28 protein-coding genes and 2 pseudogenes are annotated in these 26,321 nt (G+C 31.4%); 3 read left to right on the top strand and 27 right to left on the bottom strand.

From position 1 onward, the window contains the following. The 27 genes and pseudogenes from WY13_RS03595 to WY13_RS03480 form a co-directional block, all read right to left on the bottom strand. Window positions 1-677, bottom strand: a pseudogene (locus tag WY13_RS03595) (transposase); the annotation flags it as partial. Window positions 678-1,070: 393 nt separating this feature from the next. After that, a complete protein-coding gene (locus tag WY13_RS03590) occupies window positions 1,071-1,787 on the bottom strand; it encodes a pseudouridine synthase (protein ID WP_063554341.1) in 717 nt (238 codons plus the stop codon). A 373-nt stretch (window positions 1,788-2,160) separates the two neighbouring features. After that, window positions 2,161-2,835 (bottom strand): lytic transglycosylase domain-containing protein, encoded by a 675-nt coding sequence (locus WY13_RS03585; RefSeq protein WP_063554340.1) that lies wholly within the window; start codon window positions 2,833-2,835, stop codon window positions 2,161-2,163. Window positions 2,836-2,904: 69 nt separating this feature from the next. Beyond that, on the bottom strand, window positions 2,905-4,908 hold the full coding sequence (locus WY13_RS03580; RefSeq protein ID WP_063554339.1) for a triple tyrosine motif-containing protein: 2,004 nt from the start codon (window positions 4,906-4,908) through the stop codon (window positions 2,905-2,907). Between the two features lie 386 nt (window positions 4,909-5,294). Beyond that, window positions 5,295-5,747, bottom strand: a complete 453-nt coding sequence (locus tag WY13_RS03575; protein WP_063554338.1) for a YaiI/YqxD family protein — start codon at window positions 5,745-5,747, stop codon at window positions 5,295-5,297. A 39-nt stretch (window positions 5,748-5,786) separates the two neighbouring features. Further along, window positions 5,787-5,987 (bottom strand): hypothetical protein, encoded by a 201-nt coding sequence (locus tag WY13_RS03570; RefSeq protein ID WP_063554337.1) that lies wholly within the window; start codon window positions 5,985-5,987, stop codon window positions 5,787-5,789. Between the two features lie 116 nt (window positions 5,988-6,103). Continuing rightward, a complete protein-coding gene (locus WY13_RS03565; protein WP_063554336.1) occupies window positions 6,104-7,456 on the bottom strand; it encodes a glucose-6-phosphate isomerase in 1,353 nt (450 codons plus the stop codon). A 274-nt stretch (window positions 7,457-7,730) separates the two neighbouring features. Beyond that, window positions 7,731-8,105, bottom strand: a complete 375-nt coding sequence (locus WY13_RS03560) for a DUF956 family protein (RefSeq protein ID WP_063554335.1) — start codon at window positions 8,103-8,105, stop codon at window positions 7,731-7,733. Window positions 8,106-8,245: 140 nt separating this feature from the next. Beyond that, complete coding sequence (locus tag WY13_RS03555) at window positions 8,246-9,157, bottom strand: PTS system mannose/fructose/sorbose family transporter subunit IID (protein ID WP_063554345.1); 912 nt, start codon at window positions 9,155-9,157, stop codon at window positions 8,246-8,248. A 19-nt stretch (window positions 9,158-9,176) separates the two neighbouring features. Then, the gene (locus tag WY13_RS03550) at window positions 9,177-9,983 is read right to left on the bottom strand and encodes a PTS mannose/fructose/sorbose transporter subunit IIC (RefSeq protein WP_063554334.1); all 807 of its coding nucleotides are present in this window, start codon (window positions 9,981-9,983) and stop codon (window positions 9,177-9,179) included. A 35-nt stretch (window positions 9,984-10,018) separates the two neighbouring features. Further along, the gene (locus tag WY13_RS03545) at window positions 10,019-10,996 is read right to left on the bottom strand and encodes a mannose/fructose/sorbose PTS transporter subunit IIA (protein WP_063554333.1); all 978 of its coding nucleotides are present in this window, start codon (window positions 10,994-10,996) and stop codon (window positions 10,019-10,021) included. 213 nt (window positions 10,997-11,209) lie between these two features. Beyond that, entirely contained in the window at window positions 11,210-11,683 is a 474-nt protein-coding gene (locus WY13_RS03540) for a mannose/fructose/sorbose PTS transporter subunit IIB (protein WP_063554332.1), read from the bottom strand. A 315-nt stretch (window positions 11,684-11,998) separates the two neighbouring features. After that, window positions 11,999-14,779: a sigma 54-interacting transcriptional regulator gene (locus WY13_RS03535; RefSeq protein WP_063554331.1), complete on the bottom strand. Its 2,781-nt coding sequence runs from the start codon at window positions 14,777-14,779 to the stop codon at window positions 11,999-12,001. Window positions 14,780-15,029: 250 nt separating this feature from the next. Continuing rightward, window positions 15,030-16,181 carry a methyl-accepting chemotaxis protein gene (locus WY13_RS03530; protein ID WP_063554330.1) on the bottom strand — a complete coding sequence of 384 codons (1,152 nt, stop codon included), beginning with the start codon at window positions 16,179-16,181 and terminating at the stop codon, window positions 15,030-15,032. A 283-nt stretch (window positions 16,182-16,464) separates the two neighbouring features. Beyond that, window positions 16,465-16,557, bottom strand: a pseudogene (locus WY13_RS20320) (hypothetical protein); the annotation flags it as partial. A 203-nt stretch (window positions 16,558-16,760) separates the two neighbouring features. Continuing rightward, window positions 16,761-17,252 (bottom strand): hypothetical protein, encoded by a 492-nt coding sequence (locus WY13_RS03525; RefSeq protein ID WP_063554329.1) that lies wholly within the window; start codon window positions 17,250-17,252, stop codon window positions 16,761-16,763. A 48-nt stretch (window positions 17,253-17,300) separates the two neighbouring features. Then, entirely contained in the window at window positions 17,301-18,065 is a 765-nt protein-coding gene (locus WY13_RS03520) for a hypothetical protein (protein ID WP_063554328.1), read from the bottom strand. Window positions 18,066-18,068: 3 nt separating this feature from the next. After that, the gene (locus WY13_RS20830) at window positions 18,069-18,206 is read right to left on the bottom strand and encodes a hypothetical protein (protein ID WP_156498958.1); all 138 of its coding nucleotides are present in this window, start codon (window positions 18,204-18,206) and stop codon (window positions 18,069-18,071) included. A 24-nt stretch (window positions 18,207-18,230) separates the two neighbouring features. Beyond that, the gene (locus WY13_RS03515) at window positions 18,231-18,539 is read right to left on the bottom strand and encodes a hypothetical protein (RefSeq protein ID WP_156498957.1); all 309 of its coding nucleotides are present in this window, start codon (window positions 18,537-18,539) and stop codon (window positions 18,231-18,233) included. Between the two features lie 128 nt (window positions 18,540-18,667). Next, window positions 18,668-18,880 carry a hypothetical protein gene (locus tag WY13_RS03510; protein ID WP_063554326.1) on the bottom strand — a complete coding sequence of 71 codons (213 nt, stop codon included), beginning with the start codon at window positions 18,878-18,880 and terminating at the stop codon, window positions 18,668-18,670. A 17-nt stretch (window positions 18,881-18,897) separates the two neighbouring features. Then, complete coding sequence (locus WY13_RS03505) at window positions 18,898-19,392, bottom strand: hypothetical protein (RefSeq protein WP_063554325.1); 495 nt, start codon at window positions 19,390-19,392, stop codon at window positions 18,898-18,900. A 2-nt stretch (window positions 19,393-19,394) separates the two neighbouring features. Further along, a complete protein-coding gene (locus WY13_RS03500) occupies window positions 19,395-19,613 on the bottom strand; it encodes a transcriptional regulator (RefSeq protein WP_063554324.1) in 219 nt (72 codons plus the stop codon). 202 nt (window positions 19,614-19,815) lie between these two features. Further along, on the bottom strand, window positions 19,816-19,983 hold the full coding sequence (locus WY13_RS20825) for a hypothetical protein (protein WP_156498956.1): 168 nt from the start codon (window positions 19,981-19,983) through the stop codon (window positions 19,816-19,818). 12 nt (window positions 19,984-19,995) lie between these two features. Further along, a complete protein-coding gene (locus WY13_RS03495) occupies window positions 19,996-20,373 on the bottom strand; it encodes a Rha family transcriptional regulator (RefSeq protein ID WP_063554323.1) in 378 nt (125 codons plus the stop codon). A gap of 130 nt (window positions 20,374-20,503) precedes the next feature. Next, window positions 20,504-21,319, bottom strand: a complete 816-nt coding sequence (locus WY13_RS21300) for a BRO family protein (protein ID WP_192844982.1) — start codon at window positions 21,317-21,319, stop codon at window positions 20,504-20,506. Between the two features lie 243 nt (window positions 21,320-21,562). Then, a complete protein-coding gene (locus WY13_RS03485; RefSeq protein WP_063554322.1) occupies window positions 21,563-22,162 on the bottom strand; it encodes a HEAT repeat domain-containing protein in 600 nt (199 codons plus the stop codon). Window positions 22,163-22,175: 13 nt separating this feature from the next. Continuing rightward, entirely contained in the window at window positions 22,176-23,144 is a 969-nt protein-coding gene (locus WY13_RS03480; protein ID WP_063554321.1) for a hypothetical protein, read from the bottom strand. A 158-nt stretch (window positions 23,145-23,302) separates the two neighbouring features. Between WY13_RS03480 and WY13_RS03475 the strand changes: the two genes are divergently transcribed. The 3 genes from WY13_RS03475 (at window position 23,303) to WY13_RS03465 (ending at window position 25,925) form a co-directional block, all read left to right on the top strand. Further along, the gene (locus tag WY13_RS03475; protein ID WP_063554320.1) at window positions 23,303-23,800 is read left to right on the top strand and encodes a hypothetical protein; all 498 of its coding nucleotides are present in this window, start codon (window positions 23,303-23,305) and stop codon (window positions 23,798-23,800) included. A gap of 678 nt (window positions 23,801-24,478) precedes the next feature. Then, window positions 24,479-24,727 carry a hypothetical protein gene (locus WY13_RS03470; protein ID WP_063554319.1) on the top strand — a complete coding sequence of 83 codons (249 nt, stop codon included), beginning with the start codon at window positions 24,479-24,481 and terminating at the stop codon, window positions 24,725-24,727. Next, window positions 24,720-25,925, top strand: coding sequence for a hypothetical protein (locus WY13_RS03465; protein ID WP_063554318.1), 1,206 nt, complete (start codon window positions 24,720-24,722; stop codon window positions 25,923-25,925). The genes WY13_RS03470 and WY13_RS03465 overlap by 8 nt, the downstream gene beginning before the upstream one ends. Window positions 25,926-26,321 lie beyond the last annotated feature (396 nt).

The following is a 26,321-nucleotide window of genomic DNA, read 5'->3' as shown; positions in this document are numbered from 1 at the left end:
ACTTCCTTTACCCATGTGGACTTACAATATAAAGCATCAGCTACAATAATATCTGCAAAGTGATGATATTCCTTATATAGTTTTTTAATTAGTCGTTTACCACTTGTAATTTCGCCTTCATCTTTATTAGAGCTATCCTTTTTAGGTTCAAGCATTTCCTGACCTAAGACAACATGTGGATCAGAACCAACCATTGCACAAACTACTGACCTGTGGAAATAATGAGTTATACCATTTTTATCAATCCTTGTAAGACAGTTTTTACAAGATTTTTTAATGCTATCAAATAATTCTACACCATCTATGGCGGCTACTTTTAAACCGTCTATAGTTCCATTTCTAAATACTTTATTCTTCATAGTAGTTTTTATTATGTGTTTGTTCATGTTTTTTAAGCCATCAAGATCAAAATCACTCAAGCAACGTCTAACGGCGTCAATGCGCAGCATTTTAGTATTTTTAGGTAATACCTTTTTAAATTTATTCTTTTTAATCCAATGTTCTAATCTATTGAAACTTCTTATTTGAAGCATGAATCCAAATAATACTACGAAAGCTATTGTTGAAACTTTTACTGGAGATCTTACCATTTTATCTTTCAAGGTATTGATTTTTTCACCTATATCATATACCCTGTTAATATAAGTGAGAAACTGTTTTAAATAACTTTTACTCATTTTATCAGCATCCTTTTATTTTTAGTTTTCAGCAAAACCATTATAAAAAGGATGCTTTTATTATGCAAATTTTACTCATATAATTTCCAGTAAAAATCGGAATCTATTAATTCTACTATAAATATTCATAAGGCTTTATAATACAAAGGACTATCGTCCTAAAAATTTTTTAAGTGCTAAACTTCTGTAGATAATTAAATTCAAAAAAGCAAAAACAGCCCATTGGGGCATGGACTGTTTTGCTCATAAATAAAAAGGGGGCTATTCATTCCTTTTATTTATCCTTGCAACTTAATTATAGTAAAACTTAAATAAAATATCAAGTAAAATCTGATACATTTATGCACATATAATTGTAAATTTAATATAATTATGATTGAATTTAATTCATATTTAAATTCTTTTTATACTTTCAATTTCATTTTTAGATAATTCCCTATATTGTCCTAAATTTAGATCTTTATCCAACTCTATAGGTCCAAATTTTATTCTCTTTAAATAAACTACATTTTTTCCTAATGCATTAAACATTCTTTTAACTTGATGAAACTTTCCTTCTTGTATGGTAACTTCTACCTTAGCACCATCTTCATTCGATTCTATAATATGTAATTTACCGGGTAAACATTTATAACCATCTTTTAGTTGTATTCCTTTTTTAAACCTATTTACATCTCTTTCATCCAAATATTTATCTATTTCGGCATAATAAACTTTATCTACATGATTTTTAGGTGATATCATCCTGTGATTTAACTCACCGTCATTTGTAATAAGTAAAAGTCCTTCCGTATCTTTATCTAGCCTTCCCACTGGAAATGGTTTAAATGCCTGGTACTCAGGCTCTAAAATGTCTATAACTGTTTCATCATAATTGTCAAAAGTTGCCGACACTACTCCTTGAGGCTTATTCATTAATAAATATATGTTTTTTTTGTACTCTACAACATTACCTCCAACTTCTATTGTGCTTTTATCAGGATCTATTTTCATGGAACTATCTTTTATAACAGTGCCATCTATTTTTACTTCTCCATTTTTTACTACAGCTTTTATCTCTTTTCTTGTTCCAAAACCTAAATTTGCTAAAATCTTGTCTATTCTATCCATATTTTTGCCTCCTATCATATATTATACCCTTTTCTGTATTTATAGAAAATATACTATTATAATTAAGAATTAATAGTTATGGACAATTTTCTTTCGCTAAAATTTTTCACAGCATAGTGGAGAAAAATCTTCATTCACTATTCACTTTTAATTCTTAACTTAAAATTCAGATAATTGATTTAATTACTGCATAAACATAGTTCTTGGCATCATATGGAGTTTTAACTCCATATGATGCTTATTAACAGAATTATTAGAGCAGGCAGCCATCGGACAAAAATACAGGATATTAATATACTCTACTAATATCCTGTATTTATCATGAAGAAATATTTATTACAATTTTATATAAATGTCATTAGAGAAAATCCTACTATTTTCCGTAATATTTCATAACTTTTTGTACATAATCTCTCGTTTCATAAGGTAATCTTGAAATACCTGAATCACTGCTAACACCCCTGGACTGCAAAGTACCGGGACCCGCATTATATGCAGCTAGTGCAAGTTCCTTGTTGTTTCCATACATATTAAGCATTTCTTTCAAGTATTTAGTACCTCCATCTACATTCTGATCTATGTTATATGGGTCACTGACCCCAAGTTCACTAGCAGTACCTGGCATAAGCTGCATAAGTCCTTCAGCTCCTGCACCGGATGTAGAATTCGGATTAAAATCAGATTCTTGTTTTATAACTGCCTTTATTAAATCAGCATCCACCCCATATTTTCTTGAAGCATTTTGAACTGCCTCATCAATACTTGCAGATCCACTCTGTATGTCACTTTTCACACTATTATAGACAGTATTTAACCTTTGGCCTGCCCCATATCCTAGTTTACTAAGATCTTCTTGTCCCAAATTTAATTTAGACAAGTCAATATTTCCACTGCTGTCTGATAATGCTTTAGTTAAGCTTTCCATTACAAGTTGAAAGGAATCAGAATCTCCAAAGGCTTCTTTAAATATTTGAGTCATCATCTCATATTGCAGTACTTTTTGAAGATTTGTATTTTGATTCTCATTACTTACGTTATTTACACTCATTTTTTCACCTGCTTAAAAACATAATCTACTTATTTTCATCGTGTTAATATATAATAACTTTATAGCTATTCAATTAACTTTAAAGGAAAATATGGTATAATCTTCATAAAACACTTTATTGTACTGACTTTTACTAAGTACAAGCACTTTGTATTCGTCTTTTTCAAAGGGAATAAATGTATAGTAATTTTTTTTACTATAGTTTTGAACTAAATTCCAATCCCCTTTCTCCATTATATAAAATTCATATAGTACATCTTTACCCCCTTCGCTATGAGCTGTAAATATAACTGATTTATTACATAGAAAGTCTGCATTGTCACAGGCTATTCTCGTATTTGTTACAGGTAGTGCTTCATTTACTTTAATTGTAACTTCTTTTTTGCAATCAAATTCTCTGGTTCCTTTAACATTTTTTGCAAGTATATCCACCTTATATCTACCACTGTATTTTGGCATAAACACATAGGTCTTTTCACTCACAAAATCCGTCTCTTCCACCTGGTGATTATTTATACTAAGCACATATTTCATAAGCACATTTCTTGTATTTTGGACTATACAATTTATAGAAATTTTATCTCCTACTAAATAATACTCCCTTAATGGATACAGCACATAATCAATTGCAGCAGGTATATAGCTTAGAACCGTTATATTTATTATGGAATGACAGTCATATTCTCTCTTTGAATATTTATCTTTTACTCTAACTTCCAGTTCATAATTTCCTTCTTTTTTAGGAATAAATTTCATGTGTTTATTTTTACAATAATTTATTTTGTATAACTCTGCTGCCTTTTCCCTTATTATAAATGAGTATCTAAGATCTACTCCTCCTGATGCTTCTACTTCTACATTAATATTTTCATTTATTAACACATGATTATTTTTATCCATTAAAACTTTTTCAATTTTGACAGGTTCATCGCTTCTCTCATCTATAACATAATTTAAATGTTCCATAGCCTCATAACTTCCCTGAAAGGATTTATCCTTCACCATCAAAGTTATCTTGTAATCCCCTGGCGCCTTACTTTCCCAAACATAACTATTAGAATGAATATACCCAGAATCCTCACTGGATTTTCCATAAATTATATACCTGTATAAAAGTTCTCTTCCACCTATAGTTTCCGCCTTTAAAGTTACTTTTGTTCCACATAATTGTGGATAATTTATATCTGTAATAAAATTTTTTATATAAATTTTGCTGTACTTTTTAACTTCAAAATTAAGCATAGCCCTATCGTCAAATTTATTTTGGGAGTACATATCTTTTACCATACATAAGAGCTTGTACTCACCGCTCTTATGTTCCACATAACTTACTGTCCTCTTGGTAGAATAATTTTGTATACACTGTACCTGTCCATTAGAACTTATTTTAAAAAATTTATAAAGTATAGTTCTATCTACATCATACTGTGCATCTACTTGAAAAGTAAGTTCAGAATCTACTAAAATTTCTCCAGTCAGGCACTTAAAATCCATTATCTTAATTTCTTTTAGAGGAAACACCTGAAATTCTTCAATTTTAAAGTCATCGTATTTGTTTTTTGAATCTACATTTTTACACTCTACTAGTACTTGACATTTCCCATCACTTTTAACTGTCCAGGAAAGCGTATTTTCAGTACAATAGTCCTTTATCATTTCCCATTCATCTTTTATTTTTATCCAGTATCTAAACATAAGAGGCATTTTAGATGTATTAACCGTTATATTTAATTTATCACCTAATTTTAATTTCTTCTTATCCATATGTACAGCAGTTATCAGTTTTTCCTCCACTTTCCCTATTACATAGTCCATCCTGGATACATAATCAAAGCTTTTACTTCCATTTACCTTTTTAGCTTGTACCATTAATATATACTTTCCTTCATTCTCCGGAGTCCACTCTACATTCTCACTTTCTGTAAAATCTTTTAATACACTCCAGGTTCCATTACATCCAATCATATACTTATAAACAAGTTTTTCTTTTAAGTTATTATATATATTTATAATAATTTTTGATTTTTGCTCCTGTGGACTTTCTAGATTACAGCCTATAGCAAGTTCATTCATCTACATCATCCCCCATGTAAAATAATATTCCCAGGCACTAATTCCCATAAATTCATTATACTATAGTTCCATATTCTGTAATAGTATTTTTTGTATATTTTTATTATAATTTAACACTAGGTGAATAAATTGGAATATACCAATGTATCACAATATTGAGACTTAGCTAAAATCAAAAATGCTCCCTTTAAAAATAAACTATTTTAAAAGGAGTATCCTATTCTCATTTGTAAAAAATTATCCTTAGGCATTTAAAAGAAAATAACAAGTCAAAGATGCGAAGGATATTTTTTATCCGACAAGGAGGCGGGTTCCGCAGATAGTGAATCCTATCTAAGGGTTCTACCGACGCAGTCTGATAAAAAATAGGCTAGCATACTGACTAGTTATTTCTTTGAAAATGACTTACACCTGTATATTAATTTAAGTAAATTTTTTTCAAGTCTCTCGTCATCTCGCTTTGTCCTTTTCTTAGGGCTGAAAGTTTTTCCTCCTGACCTTCTTATTTTTGAAGATATATGTCTTTCAAAAAGAAGTTGATCCATATTACTATCATCATATATATACCCTTTAGGATTTATGGCATAGGCCTTTTTACCTAAGGCCATAGCTGCTACTCCATAATCCTGACTTATAACTATATCTCCACTTTCAACTTTATTTATAAGAACCATATCTACACTTTGAAATCCCCCATCTACATACTTAATAGTACTATAATTGCTATTTAAAACGTGATTTATATCGCAGTACATTATAACTTCCACATTGTTTTCTCTAGCAGCCTTTTCTATTATTGACTTTCCAGGACAGGCATCTGCATCTACTAATATTTTCATCTAATCCACAACGTATAATTTTACGTATTTTCTCCTTTACTATTGATTTCTTTTTTGTCCCATCTTTCCAAAGGTAACTTTTAGCAAAACCATAAGTCCTCCAAGACACCCACCTGACAATAAAGAAATGCCAATAATTTTAAAAACTGATCCTAAATTTTTATCCTGCAGGTTAATAAAATATAACACAAAAAATATAAGTGTAAATATTACAAATCTTTTTATAAAATACTTTTTCAAATAATCTCCCCCTACACCTATAAAAAATATATTACAACACTTTTTATTATATATTATATTTACACACTTAGCAGTTAATTTATAAAAATCTTTATAGGTTTTCTAACTTAAAAATTCTATATCTGTTTTTCAAGTTCTAATTTCACATTTTCATAACCAGGTTTTCCAAGAAGTGCAAACATGTTTTTCTTATATTCTTCAACTCCAGGTTGATTAAATGGATTAACTCCCATCAAATATCCACTCATGCCACATGCTTTCTCAAAGAAGTAAATCATATGTCCTAAATAATATGGGGTCAACTCTGGTACATTTAAAACCATACAAGGAACACTTCCATCACTATGAGCTAAAACTGTACCTTTAAAGGCTTGATGATTTACAAAATCCATAGTCTTGCCAGCAATAAAATTAAGTCCATCAAGATTGTCTTCATCAAATTTCACTTTAATATCTTTTCTAGGCTTTTCTACATTTATAAATGTTTCAATTAAATTTCTACTTCCATCCTGAATATATTGACCCATAGAATGAAGATCTGTTGAAAAATCTACTGCTGCAGGGAATATACCCTTATGATCTTTACCTTCACTTTCACCATATAATTGTTTCCACCATTCTCCAAAATAGTGTAAGCATGGTTCAAAGTTAGCAAGTATTTCTGTAGTCTTTCCCTTTTTATACAAAACATTTCTTACTACTGCATACTTATAAGCATCATTTTCATTTAATTTTGGATTATTGTATAGACTTGCTGCATCTGCGGCACCTTTCATCAAATCATCAATATCAATTCCAGCTGCAGCTATAGGTAAAAGCCCAACTGCTGTGAGTACTGAAAATCTTCCTCCGACATCATCTGGAATTACAAAACTTTCATATCTTTCTGTGTCTGCAAGAGATTTTAATGCGCCTTTTTTCTTATCAGTTGTAGCAAATATTCTTTCCTTTGCTCCATCTCTTCCATATTTCTTTTCAAGTAATTCTCTTAAAATTCTAAAAGCTATTGCTGGTTCAGTTGTTGTCCCCGATTTTGATATAACATTTATTGAAATATCCTTATCTTTTATAACTTCAAGCAACTCTGCCATATATGTTGAACTCAAACTATTTCCTAAGAAATATATAATAGGTCCATCTTTCTTTTCTTTTGGCAAATCACTATAAAATGTATGTGAAAGCATTTCAATAGCTGCTCTAGCTCCAAGATATGATCCGCCTATTCCTATAACTATCAAAACATCTGAATCTTTTCTAATTTTTTGAGCACATGTTTTTATTCTATCAAATTCTTCCTTATCATAATTTGTTGGTAAATCAACCCATCCTGTAAAGTCATTACCAAGTCCAGTTTTTTTATGAAGCATATTATGAGCCTCATTTACGAAAGGCTGCATAGCTTCTATCTCATATTCTTTTAAATAATTTGTACAACTTTCTAAATCAAACTTTAAATGTTTATCAAACATATTCTTACCTCCAAAAATTATATGTTTTGTCTATATCATATAATATATACTATTATACTTCAAAAAATTAACCAATTTATATTGCTATACCTTCTTGTAACTGATTTCTTATATACTTCTCTATTGCCTTCTTTTTTCTCCTAACTGTATCAACATATATTTTTGAACCCATCGACACAAGTTATTTGCATGAATATAAGACTCTTTATTAACCTCTTTTATAGAAAAGCCTTCTTCCACAATGAACTTAATCTCTGAAAGTTTAAATCATTTATCAACCCTTCTTAAATTTCGATTGCACCCCTCGCTTGACCACATCAAAAAAACTTAATGATTGAACCATATGATTTGGATCAACATATTTTCGAACAGCACGAAGTACTTTTTTTGCTTCTTTAGAAGCAAAAGTATAAGTACCATTTTTCTTCGTTTTGATCGCATATCGTGGAATCCACTTTCCCTTTAGTAATACGGAGGCAATGACATAGTCAACCTCTTTCCAAGGAATTTGAATATATTTGCGAGAATCACGAGAATTATAAAATTCAAAACCTTTGTCACCAATCATAATTTTTCCATAATCTGCAAGGCCAGTAAAGGCTGTTGCATCCATTATTAGATCCACCTTTGTATTAAGTGATTGAACCATATGATCTACCTCTTTTCTACTTATACACATATTTGTTTCTATTATATGTTTTCTATTTGTTTCTATCAAGCAAATGAAATTTAACTTATTTATTTTTTAACAAAAGCCCAAGCTAAGAAGCCCAGGCTGAGTAAAAAATATTACATTAAACCGATTAAGTGGAAAACAATACCGACTACAAACAGACCAAGGATAATGATAATTGGGGATACTTTCTTCTTAAGTAGCCACATACAAATAAGTGTCAATGCTAATCCTGCAAGTCCAGGAATTAATGAGTCCAAGTTATTTTGCAATGTTGTAATCTTATAATTAGTTAACGACAAACCACCTTGTTGTTGCAATAAAGCTTGTTTAATACCGTCTACTCCAGCAGGAAGTTTGCCCCAATCAATGTAAGCACCTTGACTTAACTTAACGGATGATACTGTTGGTATAAATTTAACAGATACCCATCTATTAACTAATGATCCCAAAATGAACATACCAAGGATAGATGCTCCTTTTGTAACATCTTGTAGTAATCCACCTGATAAATCATCGGTAATACGAGAGCCTGCTTTGTAACCAAACTCTTGTGTATACCACATAAATGACATACGTATGGCATTCCAAGCCAAGAAATAGATAATCGGTCCAAGTATGTTACCACTTATAGCAAGAGAAGCAGCTAATGCCCCTAAAATTGGCTTAACAGTAAACCAGAAAACTGGATCTCCGATACCAGCTAAAGGTCCCATCATACCAACTTTAACACCTTGAATAGTTACATCATCGATTGGTAGACCATTTGCACGGTCTTCTTCTAAGGCCAATGTTACACCAATGATTGGTGAAGCTACATATGGGTGAGTGTTAAAGAACTCCAAGTGACGTTTCAACGCAGCTGCACGCTCTTCTTTAGTCTTATATAATTTTTTTATTGCGGGAATTAATGTGAAGGCCCAACCACCGTTTTGCATTCTTTCATAGTTCCAAGAACCTTGAATGAAAGTTGAACGCCACCAAATAGAAATACGGTCTTTTTTTGTTAATTTTAATTTCTTTTCCATCTTCTTATTCTCTCCCTTCTTAGTATCTATCAATAATATCGCCTAACGGGTCACCAGTATTTGAACTTCCACCATTACCTGAACCGCCTTGTTTACTAAGCGATAAGTAAAGAAGAGCTAAGGATACACCGATTGCACCTAATCCAATAAGTGTAATTTGTGAAACGGTTGCTAATACAAAACCAATTGCAAAGAATGGCCATACTTCTTTCGTAGCCATCATGTTTATTACCATTGCATAACCAACAGCTACTACCATTCCACCACCAATTGCTAAGCCTTCTGTTAACCAAGTAGGCATAGAATTAAGTAATTCACGAATTGGGCCAGCACCAATTGCTAAGATCAAGGCTGCTGGAAGTGCAATACGTATACCCTGCATGCAAATAGCAATGATATGCCACATTTCAACCTTTTTTATATTTCCTTCTTTAGCAGCTTTATCCATGAAATGTACAAACGCTGTAGCGATTGTACGACAAATAATAGTTAATAATAGTCCTGCAACTGCTAACGGAATAGCAATAGCGATAGCAGAAGAAACTCCTGCTTTACCTTGTCCACCAAGAACTAGAATAATTGCGGATGCAACAGATGCTAATGCTGCATCTGGTGCTACAGCAGCACCGATATTTGCCCAACCTAAAGCAATCATTTCAAGAGTACCACCTAAGATTAAACATGGTACTAAGTTACCTGTAACTAAGCCGATTAACGTACAAGCAATTACTGGTTGGTGGAAATGAAATTCATCCAAGATACCTTCCATACCAGCTAGAAATGCTACGAAAACGACTAATATCATTTGAATAATATTTAAACTCATGATTATTAATCCTCCATTTCTCTTAAATAGTTAGATTATTTTAATTTATTTAATTCATCTTGTGCTTTTTTAAGTATTTGGTTCATATTTTCTTTTGAATCACCTGGAACTTTACGAACATCAAAATTAAGTCCAGCTCGTTTGAGCTTATTGAAAGTATCAATATCTTCTTGATTGAAAGCAAGCACTTTGTTTGGTTGAACTTTACCTATAGAGTGAGCCATAGAACCAACATTGATTGTCTTCAAAGGTACTCCCCCTTCTACCACTCTAAGTACATCTTCTGGATTTTCAAAAAGAAGTAACGCACGTTGTCCTCCAAAATGTTGATCATCCTTTGCAAGTTTAATCATCTGATTAATTGGAACAACATGAGCTTTAACACCTGGAGGAGCAGCCTGTTGAATCAATTTCTTACGGAGCTCATCTCTGGCTACTGCATCTGACACGACAATAATTCGTGTAGGATTCACAGTTTTTGTCCAAGCAGTAGCTACTTGTCCATGAAGTAAACGAGAATCAATACGAGCTAAAACATATTCGAATGATCCAGGTGCGCCTACATTAGATTTCCCCACCGAAGCTTCTGAAGACTTACCATTATCTGCTGGTTCTAATTCTTCAGGCTTAACTTTAACTCCTTCTTTAGCTGTTTTTAAGATATGAGCCGCAATTTCCTGTGCAGATTTCATTGAAGAACGTAAAGCATAAGCTTCAATCATCATTGGTAGATTCATACCAGCGGCGATTGCCCATTTATCTTTGTGTTCTTCAAATAGACTATTCGCTTGGTTGAATGGTGTACCGCCCCAAAGATCAACTAAGAATAAAACTTCATCTTGGTTGTCAAGGGATGCAATTGCGTCTTTCATTTTTGCTTTAACATCATCAGGACCTTCACTAGGCATCAGCGTAATAGCTTGTACGTTTTCTTGTTTTCCGAAAATCATTGCAGCAGATTGCAAGATGCCTTTAGCAAATTCCCCGTGACTAGCAAGAATAATTCCTACCATTATTTATACCTCCTACTTTTTATTTGTTACAGAAAAATTTATATAAAAGTTCTGAAGAACCCATAACCAAAAAGAATGATTATAATATATTTCAATTAATCTACGAATTATAATGACATTTGGTTTCACTTCAGCAAAGATGCTTGTTTTAGCAAAAATTTTTAGGGCTCATCATAAGCAATAATATGGTTTACAACTGAAATTCATTAAAGCTTATAGTTTTGACATTAAATCTGCTTTTGAATCTGAAGAAACTTTTCTTATTTCTAGTTCAATGCCTTTTTCATTTAATTTTTTGAAAGCTTCAATGTCTGTATCGTTTACTGATATTGCACTAGTTATTTGTTTTTTTCCTTCCTTAAATGACATACCACCAATATTTACACTCTTTATGTCTACTCCACCCTCAACCATTCTTACAACATCAGTTGGATTAGTGAATAAAAATAGCACTTTATCATCTTTATATTTTGGATTATTATAAGCTCTTATCGCCTTATCAATTCCTAAAACATTTGCTCTAATTCCTGGGGGTGAAACTTGTTCCAAAAGTATCTTTCTAATTGAGTCTTTTTCTACATCATCATTACATACAATTATTCTTTGACATTTTGTGTATCTTGACCAAATTGTTGCTACCTGACCATGTATTAATCTGTCATCAATTCTTGCCAATACTATATTCATTATGAATCATCATCCTCCCCTCTCACTGTTATCATCTAATATCTCTTTTAATGAATAAACTTACACTGTAGCTAAACTATATCCATGTTTTCGTTTGCAATTTCTACCGCTTTCTATTCTCCTTTAATTGCGATATACACTTCTTATTAATAGCAAACTTCATACCAAAGATGTGTATTAAAAAACCTTAAAACACTATATCATTGTAAAATCAGTGTTTTAAGGCAATTGCAATTGATTGAAATCATTTTCATTGATACACTTTTTTATTTTTTTAATACTCTAACATATCTTTAGTAATGTTTTTAATATACTTTATTCAAACATTTCAGCAATATAGTAAATTTCATCATCATCCAAAACAACATTCAATGAACTTCTGAATATATCAGCAGACTTTTTAATACTTTTAAGTGTCTTATTATTTAACTTTGAAACATCATCTTTATATACTAAACCATCTTTAATTACCATTCTCTCTAATGCACAACCTACATGAATTATCAGTCTTATACGCATTAAATTGTCAAAATGTAAACCCATCTCTTTTTCTAATACACTTGAAAACCTTATTAATACACTTATTATTTTAGATGGATTTAGAAATGTCAAAAATCTGTTCAAACTATCTTCACATAAATCTTTTACTACTATATTTTGACCTCTGTTTGTTATTAAAATATTATTATTTTGTATTATATTCATTAAATTTTTCTCTCCAGATCCATTAATTAAATCCTCTAATGAAATAAACGGAGCCTCTATCTTTGGATCAATAATTCCAACAGAAGCAACAATATAATAACTTTTTCTTATTGATTTTATTCTTTCCTTAAGTTTATTTATACCTACAGGTATTATATCTATTTTTTCATTTGTCAAATTTACAATAATATCGCTAACTAAATCCTTAAGTTTTTCAGCAGCTCCCTGTCCACTGCTGCAAATAGTTATTATAGCTTTATGTTCATTAGATGTAATATATTCTATATATCTACCATATCCTCTAAATTCCTTAAGTGAATCATATATGCTATCTAAATCCATATCAAAAATATTTGCCTTTCTAACTGCTTCTAAAACCAAAGGAGTAGACACCATATCTATACTTTTAACTTTTATACCAGTTTTCTCTGTAATAACAACATCAAAATTTGCTAGAGATCCCATATCTACTAGAAGTAATACACCCTTACCCATATCCATCTCTTTCACTTTTTCTGTTACATCATCTAATATTTTTTTAGGATTCACTTCAAGCGGCATATCTATAGCTTCTATGCCCCCATCACCTAAAAGTTGTTTTGCAACATTTACCATACTGCTTGCTGTGCTGCTTCCATGTGCAGCGACTATTAGTGCAACATGTTCATTATTTTGAGTGTCCTGAACTGAGCTAAGTAGTAAAGTCAAATATACTACCTCCATATCAGGAACTACTATTTCATATTTCCTTTCCACCAATTCTTTAATTTCAACAGAAACATTATATTCATCTGGGTTATCTTTAATAATGCCTTCCACATTAGCATATTTTAAATTTCTTTTATTTTCGACTCTTTTAAAAAATGCACTTAAATGTAGACTAAGAGCATACAAGAATCTTTCATTAAATCTTTTATTCAGCCTTACTTCAACAAGATCTTTTATTTCTTCTGCAAATTCAAGTACATCTTCATTTACTATCTTGAGTATCTTTTCTCTATCTTTTACATCATTCTTAAATTTATCATAAAAGCATTTTATATGGACATTTATATCTGTAGTAATAAAGTTTTTAATATATTCATTATCTGCACCTTCATCTTTTAATATTGCAGCTTTATCTTCTATAATTTTATACAAGTTAAATGGAGGTTCATAAGGATCTTCATGTATAAGTGCTTTATATCCTCCATCAGGTGTAATAACGAGTTGTGAATCAATACATTCTGATATTTCCTCCATTTCCTTTCTTTTAGCACCTAAATGAAATATTCCATCCTTTATATCTGTTGGAAGAGATTTAAAGTCAATTTCAATACACTTATTACTATCTATACTATTTAAAAAACCTTTTGCACACACAAGTTGAATATTGGATTTCATTTGTCCTACATTACCAAATGTAGCACTGCCCACCAATGCTTTTACAGCTTCATCTTCAATTTTTATTGGTTTATTTACCCTATGTGCTTCATTGGATAATAAAAATTTGATCATTTCTAACTTATCCTTTATAGGTCTTTCTTCAAAGGTAGGAATTGTTATTATTATAGGTATTCTCCTTACAAATGTTTTCAATAGCGATGATTCTGGATCTTCGGTAGTTGCTCCTATTATAAGAACATTAGACCTTCTTTTTCTTTCAGTTTCTCCTAATTTATTATAAGTTCCTGTATCCATGAAATAAAATATCATTTCTTGACCTTCTGGCGGGAGTCTATGTATTTCATCCAAAAACAGTATACCTCCATCTGCTTTCTGAACCAAACCACTTTTTTCATTATCAGCTCCCGTAAAGGCCCCTTTTACATGTCCAAATATTTGTGAAATCAAAAGCTGTGGATTGTTATAGTAATCTGCACAATTAAACACTACGAATGGTGCACTGCTATTAAATTTTTTTGTATATTTTGCATAATTGTACATCATATTTGCAAATAATGTTTTTCCAACACCCGTTTGTCCAACAATCAATGTATGCAAACCATTAGGAGGATATAATACTGCTGCTTTGGCCTGCTCTATTTGATTTTTAAGACTTGTTTGCGCACCTATCAAATCATTAAATGGATCATTATCTTTTTCATGTTTACTACTTAATTTAATTAATTCATCTATGTTCTCAAACACTAAAGATTCATCTTCTAACTTATATCCAATAATATTTTCTACAGTATCTTTTTCTAAAAATAATACCGGCCTTCCTTTAATTTTTATTATTTTTCTATTTCTAAGAAGTAAATTTAATTCCATACTAACATTATTTCTAAGCATATTTAATTCTTTTGATATCTCTGATGCGCTAAATCCCCTTTTTTCATTTATAGCATTTAAATCAAGTTTTGCGGTATTGTCAAGTAAATAATTATATATTCTGTCTATACGCTTCAATTTAAATCCTCCTTTCTATCAAAACATACTAATTAGGCGTTTGTATTAGCCAAAATATTCTTTTAGCTTCCAATATTTTATGCGAAACCTACAAGAACAATATACAAATTCTAGAAATGACAACACTAAAAACAACTAAAACTTTGTTTATGCAAACTTAGGTAATTACTATATTGCATATTAAAAGTGTATCACAACCATATACTGTTATGATACACTCTTAAATACATTTTTATAATACAACGTTCCTTTACAATTTATGTGCAATTTTATTTAATTCTGCTGACATAGAAGTCAATTCTTGTATACTCGCCGTAATTTCCTCTGTAGCAGAAGCTTGTTCTTGACTTTCTGCTAGAGAACCCTGACTTTTTTCACGAGTTTCATCAACTTTCTGTTTGATACTATCCGTTAATTTTTTAATTTGTGGAACTGTATCTTTTGATTGTTTAGATAATTTTCTTATCTGCTGTGCAACAACCTCAAAGCCTTTTCCACTTTCTCCTGCTCTGGCTGACTCTATAGCAGCATTCAAACCAAGCATATTTGTTTCATCAGCAATATTTTTTATAAACACTGATACTTCGTTAATTTCTTCAGACAAATTTATTACTTCCTTAATACCATTATTAAGATCCATTTCATTTGAGTGTATGTTTGTTGCAGATACGGATAACTGCTCAATTGCAGAAGCAATCCCAGAAATACCACTTTCAAGATTAGCAGACATATCTTTTAGATCGCCTGCAACTTTTTTGGGAATCACTATTCCCAATGTGGCCACAATTTCATTTGAATTTTCTTCATCAAACAATGGTAAACATGTAACTAAAGCAGGAATTCCATACTTTGAACTATCAAGTTCTACTGTAACTTGTTTTTTCTTATCTATAACCTCTTTTGCAATGTCGCCTTCTACTAATTTATATCCTACAGTTACAGCAGGCATATCAAACTGTTTTGAGGCTTGTCTATATGCTACTTTGTATAAATCAGTCATATATATAAAAGCTCCTTCTGGAAACATTTCGGATAAAACAGGTGCAAAATTATTAAAGGATTTTGCTACAGGGTGAAGCCTTGGAAATACAATTGAAAGTGCTCCAACAACTTTTCCACTTTCATCAACTAAGGGTTCTGCAATTATCTTTAATCTTACCCCATAAAGAGATCTTGGAACATTTTCCATCAATTTTCTATTTTCTTTCATTGCCCTACTTACTACACTGTTTGAATTTAATTTATCACCAATCTTAAACATATCCAAATCAAATTGCTTTGATGCTTTTCTCCATGTAAATGTATCTCCTTCAATAATTAAATATAACACTCCACCAGGTATCATATCTAATTGCAATTCTAATATAGCTTTTAACTGTTCCAGGATGTTTATAGAAATCATAATAAATTCCTTCCTTCCTACTTCAATTATAAAATATTTGTAAATTTGCGCCCTAATTTCAGTTATAATTGTTTATTCTATCGTAATTTAAATAATCATATATTTTCAGTATATTATAAAAATTTAATTCTATCAATTATAAATATGCCTTATTAATACTTAATTTGGTTGACTTTTCTAGGTAATTTTTTTCATATATACCAAAATAGAGTGCTGCAAAACTACTTAAAAAGTATTTCTACAGCACTCCATTTTACTAATATTAAATTTAAATATATATCCTTTATTCCCATTCAATTGTGGAAGGTGGTTTGGAAGTTACGTCATAAACAATTCTGTTTACTCCTTTAACTTCGTTAACTATCCTTCTACTTACAAGGTTTGAACAGATTTATATTCAGATTTATAATTCAAAATTAGTGAAAAGTAACTTAAATATATCTCTATGTTACCATGTTTTATCACTTCTATCTACAGGTATTATTTAACAGAAAATCTACAAGCAACACAACAGCAAAATAGGTATAAAAAAGAGAGAGCAGACAGCAATGTTATAAGCTATCTACTCTTTATTAACTCTTACATATTTTCTATTTCTTTTAACAGCACATTAATGTCTATCGGTTTTGCTTCTTTTCCAGCTTGCATTGCCAATTCTGCTACAGAAACCGAGTGCTGAAGGATCTCATGTATTGCTTTTATCTTAGTGTTTGGACTGACAGTTTTATCTTTTACAATCTTCTCGAGTTCGTCCAGTGCCATACATCTTAGTGACAGTAATTTATCATTGGTCAACTCTGCTAGTTTCTGTTTGAATAACTCCGATTTCCTATACTTGTTCACTGTCCTTGCGTCTAATCCAGTTCTTCGGGCAATCTCTCTGGAACTAACTGAAATATCTTCATATATATAAGGAAGAATAATAGCTACAACTTCACTCTCACTGTAGTTCTTTCTTTTGCCACCAGCTTTGGAATATTCCTCACTTCTTACAGGCATACCATTTTCATCTACGTTAACTATCTCTGCTTCCACCAGTTCATCCAGTTTATCTTTATCCTCATTGCCCACTGTTCTAACCTCCTTAACATGGAAGCTATAAAACTTCCCCAGTCTCTACTATGCTTTTATTCCTTTTAAAAACTTTTCTATGTCTATATCTTTAAATGTTTTAGCCTGTGGCAACTGCTCCTTTTCTAATCCCATTCTTTCTCTATCAGTATTATATACAGCATTTGATTCTGCTCTACTTCTCATTAAAACATCTTCTATTAATGGAAGGTTAGAACAATTTATTAAAGGGCTGCCATACTCTGAGAAGCTTCTATGTGGCATGAAAAGATTATTGTGGAATGACTGATTGCTTAGTGACCTTTTGTACTGCTCCATACCAGCAAAGTTACAGATTTCATCATATTTAAATATTTCATTTATTACAGTATTATGAGCCACTTGTAGAGTCAGTAGTAACTCCTCTTGCTTCTGCCTTACTTCCATTAGTTGTCTGTATATCTCCTTCTCTACGCAGTCATTATAAGTTTGTAAATCTGCTTGAATTTGCTTTGAAGCTTCTGGAATTAACCTACTTAAACCCTCTGTCATAATTTCTTTAATTTTTATTACCTTTTTAACTTCTGTATCTAACTGACTTTCTAAGTTTGCTTTTCTTGCTTGTAGATTAGACAATATTTTTCTACTACTTGCTGAATCCTCCAGTATATCAGCTTCCATTGCTTTGTCCAGTTCTGCGTCAATCTTCTCAATATCTGATTGTAACGCACTAATTCTATTATTGCTCTGTTGAAGTTTATCCTCGAATTTTCCTATATAATTGTTAACCTCTGCTATATTAAATAAGCCTTTATTTCCTACTCTCATTGCCATTGTTTATTTTCCTCCCTTAAACTTTGTAGTTTTTGTAGTCTTTACGATATTTCCTGATTCCTTAGCACCTTTAAAAATGTCTTGGTACTTCTTTGCTGTTACTCCCTTTTGAGTTATAATTTTCTGTTTATTCTTAGTCATTTTATTCTTCTCCTTTATACTTTTTTACCTCATGTTCTTTCTGTTTCTTCCAGTTTCTATAAGGTCTATTAGCTGATATAGGTTTGACAAGTCCTCGGAATTTAATTCTCTGTCTCTCCAGTATTTATTGAAAGCTTCGTTTAGCTGTTCACTTACTTGGATACTGCCATTTGCCACCTTGTATAATAATGGTTTGCTGTATGGGAAGTCTGGCTCTTTTGCTATTTCTCCCAGTGTAGTCCCAAGATAAACAGCTAAGTATCGGATTAAATCCTGTGAAAACTGTATATTCATTTTTACCCTCCTAACCTCTTCAACAATTCTTCTAAACACAATTTACTAAACTCTTTTGCCAGTTCCTCAGCTTGCTCCTTACCTACAGCAAACTTATCTATTATGAACTGCTCTGCTGTGTCCCCTATACAATATGTGATAAGCTTTGTATCTCTCCTACTTATATCTTATAAAGCTCCTTTTAGTTTTATTTCCAGTCCTTTTACTTCTAGTCTTTCTACAAACAGCTTGTCTATTTTTAGGCTTTCTATTCTAAAGGATATCTCAGTAATTTCTTTTGCTATTTTATCTGTCTCATCTTTAACCTCTGCAATTAATACCCTTAACTCCTGTAGTTCCTGTGATACTTCTGTTATTAAATCCCCTGTATAACTTGACATATCTGCATACCTCCGTTTTATTTATTCTCTGATGTTTCTGTAGTTCTACGTTTCTGTGGAAAATTATAATTCTTTTTATTATCAGCATATTGCAGTACCTCTGCCCCAAGTGTTTGTTCTCTCAAATATCTACGGTGTATCTGTCTAAATGATAGTATTGGATATTCTGTATTAGAAACCTTGTCAACGTCTTTATTCGTTAAACATTCATCAAGCAAAAAATCTGCGAGAGCAGTTAGCATTTCACTTCTAATTTGATAGCTAGTTTGTATACAGTAGTATTCCGAAATTTGTACAACTATCTCGTTCTTTTCTTGCTGAGTGTATTGTGAAGCAGTGTTCAACAGTTCAAAAATATAATCCCAGTATTCACTGTCTACTTGTGAAATTGTCTTGCCTGATAATCTTTTCTTGTATTTCTTAGTAGTTTTGCTGTCTAATTTAATTGGAGTTCCTTTTACTTCTGGGTTACTCTTGTACACCTTATTAAAATCCATAAAACCAATTGCCACGCTTATAACCTCCCTCTGTCATCCAGTCCCTTATCATAGCCATATCGTCTAAACAAATTTTCTATTTCTTGATATAGCCTGTTAGACACTGTGTACTTTCCAGCCATTACAGCATTAAAATGTTCATAGTTATAATTCAGTTCTTTTGCGAGTTCCTTCTGTGTTATATTGTTTTCCCGCATAAATAACATAAGCTTCTGCCGTACATCTGTTACCATCATATTTCCTACCCCTTTAACCCTAATTAATCAGTGCTTTACTGTAAAAAAAGACATACTGTGAAGAATTGAAGTATCCTAGGTAACAACATTAAATCACTCTGTCTCTTTCAATTTCTATAGACAGCTATCTCATTATGAAACAACACATTTTTTGTAATTATTTTCTATTAAATGAGTAAATTAAATAAATCCAAAGTTGTACCTATGTATTCAATATGTGTTCTAATATCTCAACTTCTTTTTCAAGTTTATTTATTTTTCTACTTTTTACACCTGAGTTTTGCAATGCTGTCATTGCTCTTTTCATATCTGCTTTTGACTTTGCTTCTGCTATTCTCTTTGCTTCCTCTGCTTCTTCTTTTTCCTCCACTGCTTTAACTAACTATAGCAACACTTCTTTATAGGTCTGTGGTAGTGCAAATACTGGTTGTTGTTCTTTTAATGCCTGTTCCATTTTATTAAATGCTTCAATATATTTTAGTTTCCACTGTAGAGCCTTTGCTCCTGTGAATCCCATAACTGTTAAAGTGAAACCATCTCTTGTTAGTAGGTACTCTTTTCTTAGTTCCCCTTTTAAATCCTTGTATTCTGTAGGTATAAAGTAACCACTCGAATTTTCGATTGGTTGAATTTCAGTTTCTAATCCAGCTATTTTCTCCATCACATGACCATGTTGCTTACCAAAATTTTCTGCTACCTGTCTACTGCTTACAACTAATTGTCCATCCTGATTTACAACCTTTATTAAACTATTTTCCATTTTATATCCTCCTGAGTTTCTTGCTCTCCAGCTTTAATTTGTTTTCAGTAGTCATGTAGGCAGTAAATTAACTTTGTGACATAAAAGACAAAATAAAAAGAGAGGTAATTTCTACCTCCCCCTGTTTGTTCTATGCAATACCGTATTTTTGCTTATGCTTGTCTATGAATTGGATTATTTCATAAACCCCTATATTAGTCCATCTAAGTTGAGTGGAGCTAGTTCCATCATCAGCTACACCTTGTACATATACGTGCCATCCCATACCAGCATATTTAGTGTTTATAATGTAGTTGCCCTTGTGCTTTGGTTTACCAGTTTTCTTACTTATAGACCAGCCAACCTTCTTATTTAACACACCCATTTCTAACAGCAATTTATTTAAAGTCTGTGCTGACAGTGTAATCCTAAAGTATTGATTAATATAACCAGCTAATTGTGTTGTAGTACCTGTCTTTCCATCACTCATGAAAGCATTAAAATAATCTATCTTCGGTTTCTGCTCCTCAATAAGTGCTGTTTTTTCTGCGTTCTGTTGTTCTAAAAGTAGTCTTGCTTTTCTTTCTTCTGCTAACCTAGCTACAGTTTTTACCAAAAAGTCTGTGTCATCTAATAATTTATCTGTAATATACATTCCATTTTTACGGATAGTAGGAAGCACTTCTGCTGTTACCCATCTTTTAAACTTCTTTGCTTCTGGTTTTTTGCTTCCAAGGATTGCTGAGTAAAGTCCACTTTCATTGATTATTGTTGACAGCATATTCATACCATCCAATTTGGATGACATAAAATCTTCTTCATCTAATCTCTTTAGCATTGCTTGTGTTTGGCTATATCCAAGAATATCTGCTACATCTTTCGCTACAAACCAAGGCTCATTATTCATTGCCACTGTTCTCACTGCCCCAAATTGCTCATTGTTAAATACAACTAAATTATTCTCCATTTTTATATCCTCCTAAGTGTTTTGCCCTTCGGCTTTAATTTATTTTCATAAGTCATGTAGGTATAAAAATAGGTTTGTGACATAAGAGATAAAAAAAGAAGCCACCAGCTATTAGCATTACAGCTAGTTAGCCAGTGGCGTTACTTCTCTTTCTAGTGCTACGAGTATAACAGCAATATCTATAGTATAATCCGTAATAAAATCAGCAATCATAGCTATATTTTAAGACTATTCTTTCTTTTACTATTTTCTTTTTTTCTTTTTAGGAAGTTTTACATCCTCTCCAAAAGATTGCAATTTTCTAAACGCTTCTGTCTGAATATTATAGTTTGTATCTCTAAGCATAATTCTCCATAAAACATCCTTTGACTTCTGACACTTCCATTTACCTAACTCCTTAACAACTTCCAATCGTTTTGTATCATCTGTGCTTCTTGCAGCTTTAACAAGTTCATCAATATCATCTGGTATATTTTCTTGATAACATTTAGGTTTTTCTTTTTTCTTATTTTCTTTTTCAATCTGCTTTTTTATCTCAGTAACTTCTTCCTCTGTTGGGAGCCATCCTTGAGCGTGTTTATTTCTGACTTCTTGAATATACTTTCGCGATACGTTTAATAAATACTTTCTTGGCTCTGGCATTGGAAATGATTTGCCTTTACTTAATTTTACATGCTCATTATATCTCTTAATAATGTTTTCCCAATATTTTGAGTACAGTTTTTTGAATTCCTCAACAAAATCATCATCAGTAAATCCAACAGGCATAATTGAAGCTATTTTAGGTAATTTTTCTTCTTTTTTCATTATAATTTGTCCTTTTGATACTCTTCGTCTTGACATAAGTAATTCCCCCTTAATCTTTTTTATAATCAGGATTTTTTATAACTTTATATGGTGTTAAGAATTTATCATCTTTTGACTTTCCAAAATACTTTATAGATACTTCTTTAAATATACTTAAAATAAGCTTTTCACTTACTGAAAATACATTGTCAAGCAATAAAAAATCTATAGGCAGTTCCTTTCCTTCAACTAACTTTTTATCATTTACCTCTTCTGTTAGCTTTTTATCAGCTATTCCACCCCTATGAATTATACAATGTCTGTACTTTTCTCCTTTAGTAATTATTTTTAATTCATCATTATTAATATCAATATTCAGTTTCAGTTTTTCTTTTAAAAATGTCACACGTTTTGAAATTGACTTCAAACCAAGTCTATAAGAAAATTCATCAATAATAGTTTGTACAATGTTTTCGTAGTTCCCATATTCAATTATTTGTTTCCATGTCATGGATTTTATATTGGATATATCATTTTTACCTTTTTCATCATCAATTAAATTTAAAGCAATTTGAGGGCATATTTTACAGATACTCTTTATGGTATCATTATAAAAAGCGTCTATTCTTGAATAATTTGTTACAAGTGCTTGATATAGAATTATGTTCTTAAAATTGAAAATGTCCTCACAGGACTCCTCTTTTATTCTACCAAAATTAATTAAAGTATTTAGTAAAATATAATATGTATTAGTAAAATAGGAATTACGCTTATCTAAAACATGCAATCCTCCACTTTCCGAAGTCCCTGCCATATTAAGCAAACTATCTGTGGATACCATCATTTCATTAATTATAGGAATTTTTATTTCATCTGGAAAGTTAACTGGAAAGTTTTCAAAAAGAGGTATAGAATAGTATGTTAATAACTTTGCATTGTAAATATATTCAATATAATATGATAGGATTTTTTTGTACTCATCCCAATTCATTAATATTCCTCCATTCTCATCTACTAAAATAGTTCTATTATTTTCCATAATACACCTTTGTATGTGTTTTTCCAATATATTCTTTTTAATTTCTCTGTCACAAAATAAAGTTTTTACCTACATGATCTATGAAAGCGAAAAACAAAATAAGTCGGCGGACATTATACGCACACTGCTGAAAAAAGCAGAAAAAAAAGGAGAACATTATGCACGATTTAGAATTGGTTAGAGGAAACGGAAAAATAAAAGTATACGGGTTAGATTTTCGTACATTATTCGATGGGAAAAAATTACTATTAGAAGTTGAATACAATAAAATAGGAAGAACAAATCAGATTGATGTAGTTAAAACTGTTATAAACCACATATATGAAAATATAGTTAATCCTAAACGTAAATTATTCGGCTCAATCAAAGGCAAATATACAAGAGCTTCAAACTATTTAGCTAATAACTACAGCGAAGATATGTCAATTAAAAAGAAAGATAAATACCTAAGTAAAATCAGTGAAACAAAGGCAGAAATGAATAGACTTGAAGCAGAATTTGAATTTTACAAACACATTGTTCGCGATTTATACCAACTGCTTCCAGAGCATTATTCACGTAAAAGTTATATAAAGAAATTACAGAGGGACAGAGAGTTCTTGGTACAGAAGTTAAAATACTTAGATATTCATATTGAGAGTTTAGAAACAGCTTAAACAGCAAATAAAGTCACAGGATTAATTTCTGTGGCTTCTTTTTATGTCTGCGATATTGCCAGGAGACTCTTTAGTCCCACAGAAATCCCTAAAAATATTGTAAAAAAATGGTCCTCGCTAAATCTCCACCAAACCCAGTTATATCAATGGTTAAGAGGTGTTTTTAGGTACTGATACCATCTTATTCTTACTACAACTTCTTTAATTACAGAATTAGTCCCAGAGATATAAACTGTTAACTAACGCCCTTAGGTTGTTGGGATTCACCTCGTAAACTCGGCTCTCCCTCTCATATTGTAGGACTAGATAAAACTCTTTATAGTATTACAAAATAGGTTACAGGACTGAGCGATAGCGAGGGACTGTGGGGTGTAGGGAACTCCCAACAAGTCTTTAACAGGAATAGCAGTCTACCTTACCCTATATATACCTCTCTTTAAGAGATGGCCTCTGAAGCCTAGTAGTAGAGCCATTCTCTAACTATTTTAGCACTTTTTTTTACAGAAAAGTAGTAAAAGTATATTAGTGCTGCCTATGAATCTGCAAAATGTATAATTAAGTATTGTTAAAAAAAGATTAAAGATAGGTAGTAAAAGATACAGGTACTTGGATAGAGTAGGTAGGAGCAGTGAAAGAGTAATATGCTACTGCTTACTTAATTATTCGGAGGTATCTGTTATGGAACATTTATTAGAGAGAGCAAGTTTTCAATTAGGAAATTTTGAGTTGAGACTATTTGTTTATGCTTTGGGCAATGGTGGAAGTATTGTATTAAGTAAGAAAACAATGTGTGCCTTAACTTCTACACAAATAAATAATGTAAATAAGCACTTGAAAACACTAGACTTTAAAGGAATGGCTAAACTAGACCTTGTGGACGGTACTGTGTTTACATTAAAAGTTGTTGGAGGCACTTCAAATGTCTAAGATAACTGTGATAGATTCAATAATGGGAACTGGTAAGACTAGCTGGACAATTCAACATATGGGAGAAGCACCTTTACTTGAGAAATTCATTTATATAACGCCATTTTTATCAGAGGTGGAGAGGGTTAAAACTTCTCTGCCTGATATGAATTTTAAAGATCCTACAGTTAAGAATAGAAAAGGTAGCAAACTTGAGGGACTAAAGCAGTTACTTTCCAGAGGAGAAAACATAGTAAGCACCCACGCGCTATTTAAGAGATGTGATGAAGAAGTAATTGAACTATTACAGAAAATGAGATATACATTAATTCTTGATGAAGTTGTCGAAGTTGTAGAAAAGTTTGATATTGTAAAAGAAGATATAAGAATATTATTTGATAGTAAAACAATAATAGAAGATGGTAAAAGATGGATTAAATGGGTTGGAACAGATAGAAGCTATGATGGTGGATTGAAGAACGTAATGGAACAGTGCTTCTGTAATAATTTATACCACTATGGAGAGAATTTTTATTTATGGACTTTTCCTATTGAAGTATTCCAGCAATTTGAGGAAGTATTCGTATTGACCTATATGTTTGATGGTTCATTGCAGAAATATTACTTTGATATATTCGATGTAAAGTACATTTATAAAGCTGTAGAAAGATCGACAAATAACAAATACAAGCTTGTAGAGTATACTGGAATTGATGATTTAACTAAAATATCAGAACTACTACACATTTATGAAGGAAAATTAAATACTTGTGGAAATGGAGAATATACTTTCTCTGCTACAGATATGAAAAAGTTAGTTAAGAAACCTGTGCAATTAAAAGCTATTCAAAGTAATGTATATAACTTCTTTAGGAATATAACAAAAACATCAGCAGAAGAAAATATGTGGACAACATTTAAAGACTGCCAAAATTCATTAAAAGGTAAGGGATATACAAAAGGATTTGTTGCTGTTAATTCTCGTGCAACTAATGAATTTAGAGAAAGAACATCAATGGCTTATATTGCGAATAGATTTACTCAACCCTATATAAAACAGTTCTTTAAGGCTCATGACATTGAAATAAATGAGGATAAGCTGGCATTAGCAGAATTATTGCAGTGGATTTGGAGAAGTGCTATAAGGGAAGGGAAAGAGGTACAATTATATATTCCAAGTGAAAGAATGAGAATGTTGTTAAAAGACTGGTTAAGTTAAATTATAGGAAAATAGGAATCAGATGAAGTCAGTATTCGCTGGCTTCTCTTTTTTTATCTGTTGTTATGCTAGGCTCTTTATACCTTTTATACACTGTAAGTCAATACGTAAAGCCTCAGGAACCAAGCCCTGTATGTATCACCAGTAAATTCTTCATTTAACATCGAAAGCCCATTTATCCCAATATATAACTATGTTTACAATTAATTGCTATTGGACACTTTCTGACCCACTTGATGTATTTCTGTAATGCACTGGTACTAATTGCCAACTCTCTATGTCTACTGGTAAGTACTACAAACCCGTTGTCCTCATATCTTATCAATAGTGAGGACACTTTTTTATTACTGGTATCACAAGGATTGACTGGTATCATTAATCAGTATCAAATGTTAT

The sequence above is a fragment of the Clostridium ljungdahlii genome (genome assembly GCF_001636845.1).
GTDB classification, from domain to species: domain Bacteria; phylum Bacillota; class Clostridia; order Clostridiales; family Clostridiaceae; genus Clostridium_B; species Clostridium_B ljungdahlii_A.
The sequence above is the reverse complement of the archived record's forward strand: the minus strand, read 5'-3'. Positions and strand labels throughout refer to the sequence as shown.

Excerpts from the sequence above, each read along its gene's own strand:
- WY13_RS03590 (WP_063554341.1), bottom strand. The coding sequence starts at position 1,787 with ATGGATAGAATAGACAAGATTTTAGCAAATTTAGGTTTTGGAACAAGA.
- WY13_RS03585 (WP_063554340.1), bottom strand. The coding sequence starts at position 2,835 with ATGAGTGTAAATAACGTAAGTAATGAGAATCAAAATACAAATCTTCAA.
- WY13_RS03580 (WP_063554339.1), bottom strand. The coding sequence starts at position 4,908 with ATGAATGAACTTGCTATAGGCTGTAATCTAGAAAGTCCACAGGAGCAA.
- WY13_RS03575 (WP_063554338.1), bottom strand. The coding sequence starts at position 5,747 with ATGAAAATATTAGTAGATGCAGATGCCTGTCCTGGAAAGTCAATAATA.
- WY13_RS03565 (WP_063554336.1), bottom strand. The coding sequence starts at position 7,456 with ATGTTTGATAAACATTTAAAGTTTGATTTAGAAAGTTGTACAAATTAT.
- WY13_RS03560 (WP_063554335.1), bottom strand. The coding sequence starts at position 8,105 with ATGGTTCAATCACTTAATACAAAGGTGGATCTAATAATGGATGCAACA.
- WY13_RS03555 (WP_063554345.1), bottom strand. The coding sequence starts at position 9,157 with ATGGAAAAGAAATTAAAATTAACAAAAAAAGACCGTATTTCTATTTGG.
- WY13_RS03550 (WP_063554334.1), bottom strand. The coding sequence starts at position 9,983 with ATGAGTTTAAATATTATTCAAATGATATTAGTCGTTTTCGTAGCATTT.
- WY13_RS03545 (WP_063554333.1), bottom strand. The coding sequence starts at position 10,996 with ATGGTAGGAATTATTCTTGCTAGTCACGGGGAATTTGCTAAAGGCATC.
- WY13_RS03540 (WP_063554332.1), bottom strand. The coding sequence starts at position 11,683 with ATGAATATAGTATTGGCAAGAATTGATGACAGATTAATACATGGTCAG.
- WY13_RS03530 (WP_063554330.1), bottom strand. The coding sequence starts at position 16,181 with ATGATTTCTATAAACATCCTGGAACAGTTAAAAGCTATATTAGAATTG.
- WY13_RS03520 (WP_063554328.1), bottom strand. The coding sequence starts at position 18,065 with ATGGCAATGAGAGTAGGAAATAAAGGCTTATTTAATATAGCAGAGGTT.
- WY13_RS20830 (WP_156498958.1), bottom strand. The coding sequence starts at position 18,206 with ATGACTAAGAATAAACAGAAAATTATAACTCAAAAGGGAGTAACAGCA.
- WY13_RS03510 (WP_063554326.1), bottom strand. The coding sequence starts at position 18,880 with ATGTCAAGTTATACAGGGGATTTAATAACAGAAGTATCACAGGAACTA.
- WY13_RS03500 (WP_063554324.1), bottom strand. The coding sequence starts at position 19,613 with ATGATGGTAACAGATGTACGGCAGAAGCTTATGTTATTTATGCGGGAA.
- WY13_RS03495 (WP_063554323.1), bottom strand. The coding sequence starts at position 20,373 with ATGGAAAATAGTTTAATAAAGGTTGTAAATCAGGATGGACAATTAGTT.
- WY13_RS21300 (WP_192844982.1), bottom strand. The coding sequence starts at position 21,319 with ATGGAGAATAATTTAGTTGTATTTAACAATGAGCAATTTGGGGCAGTG.
- WY13_RS03485 (WP_063554322.1), bottom strand. The coding sequence starts at position 22,162 with ATGTCAAGACGAAGAGTATCAAAAGGACAAATTATAATGAAAAAAGAA.
- WY13_RS03480 (WP_063554321.1), bottom strand. The coding sequence starts at position 23,144 with ATGGAAAATAATAGAACTATTTTAGTAGATGAGAATGGAGGAATATTA.
- WY13_RS03475 (WP_063554320.1), top strand. The coding sequence starts at position 23,303 with ATGCACGATTTAGAATTGGTTAGAGGAAACGGAAAAATAAAAGTATAC.
- WY13_RS03470 (WP_063554319.1), top strand. The coding sequence starts at position 24,479 with ATGGAACATTTATTAGAGAGAGCAAGTTTTCAATTAGGAAATTTTGAG.
- WY13_RS03465 (WP_063554318.1), top strand. The coding sequence starts at position 24,720 with ATGTCTAAGATAACTGTGATAGATTCAATAATGGGAACTGGTAAGACT.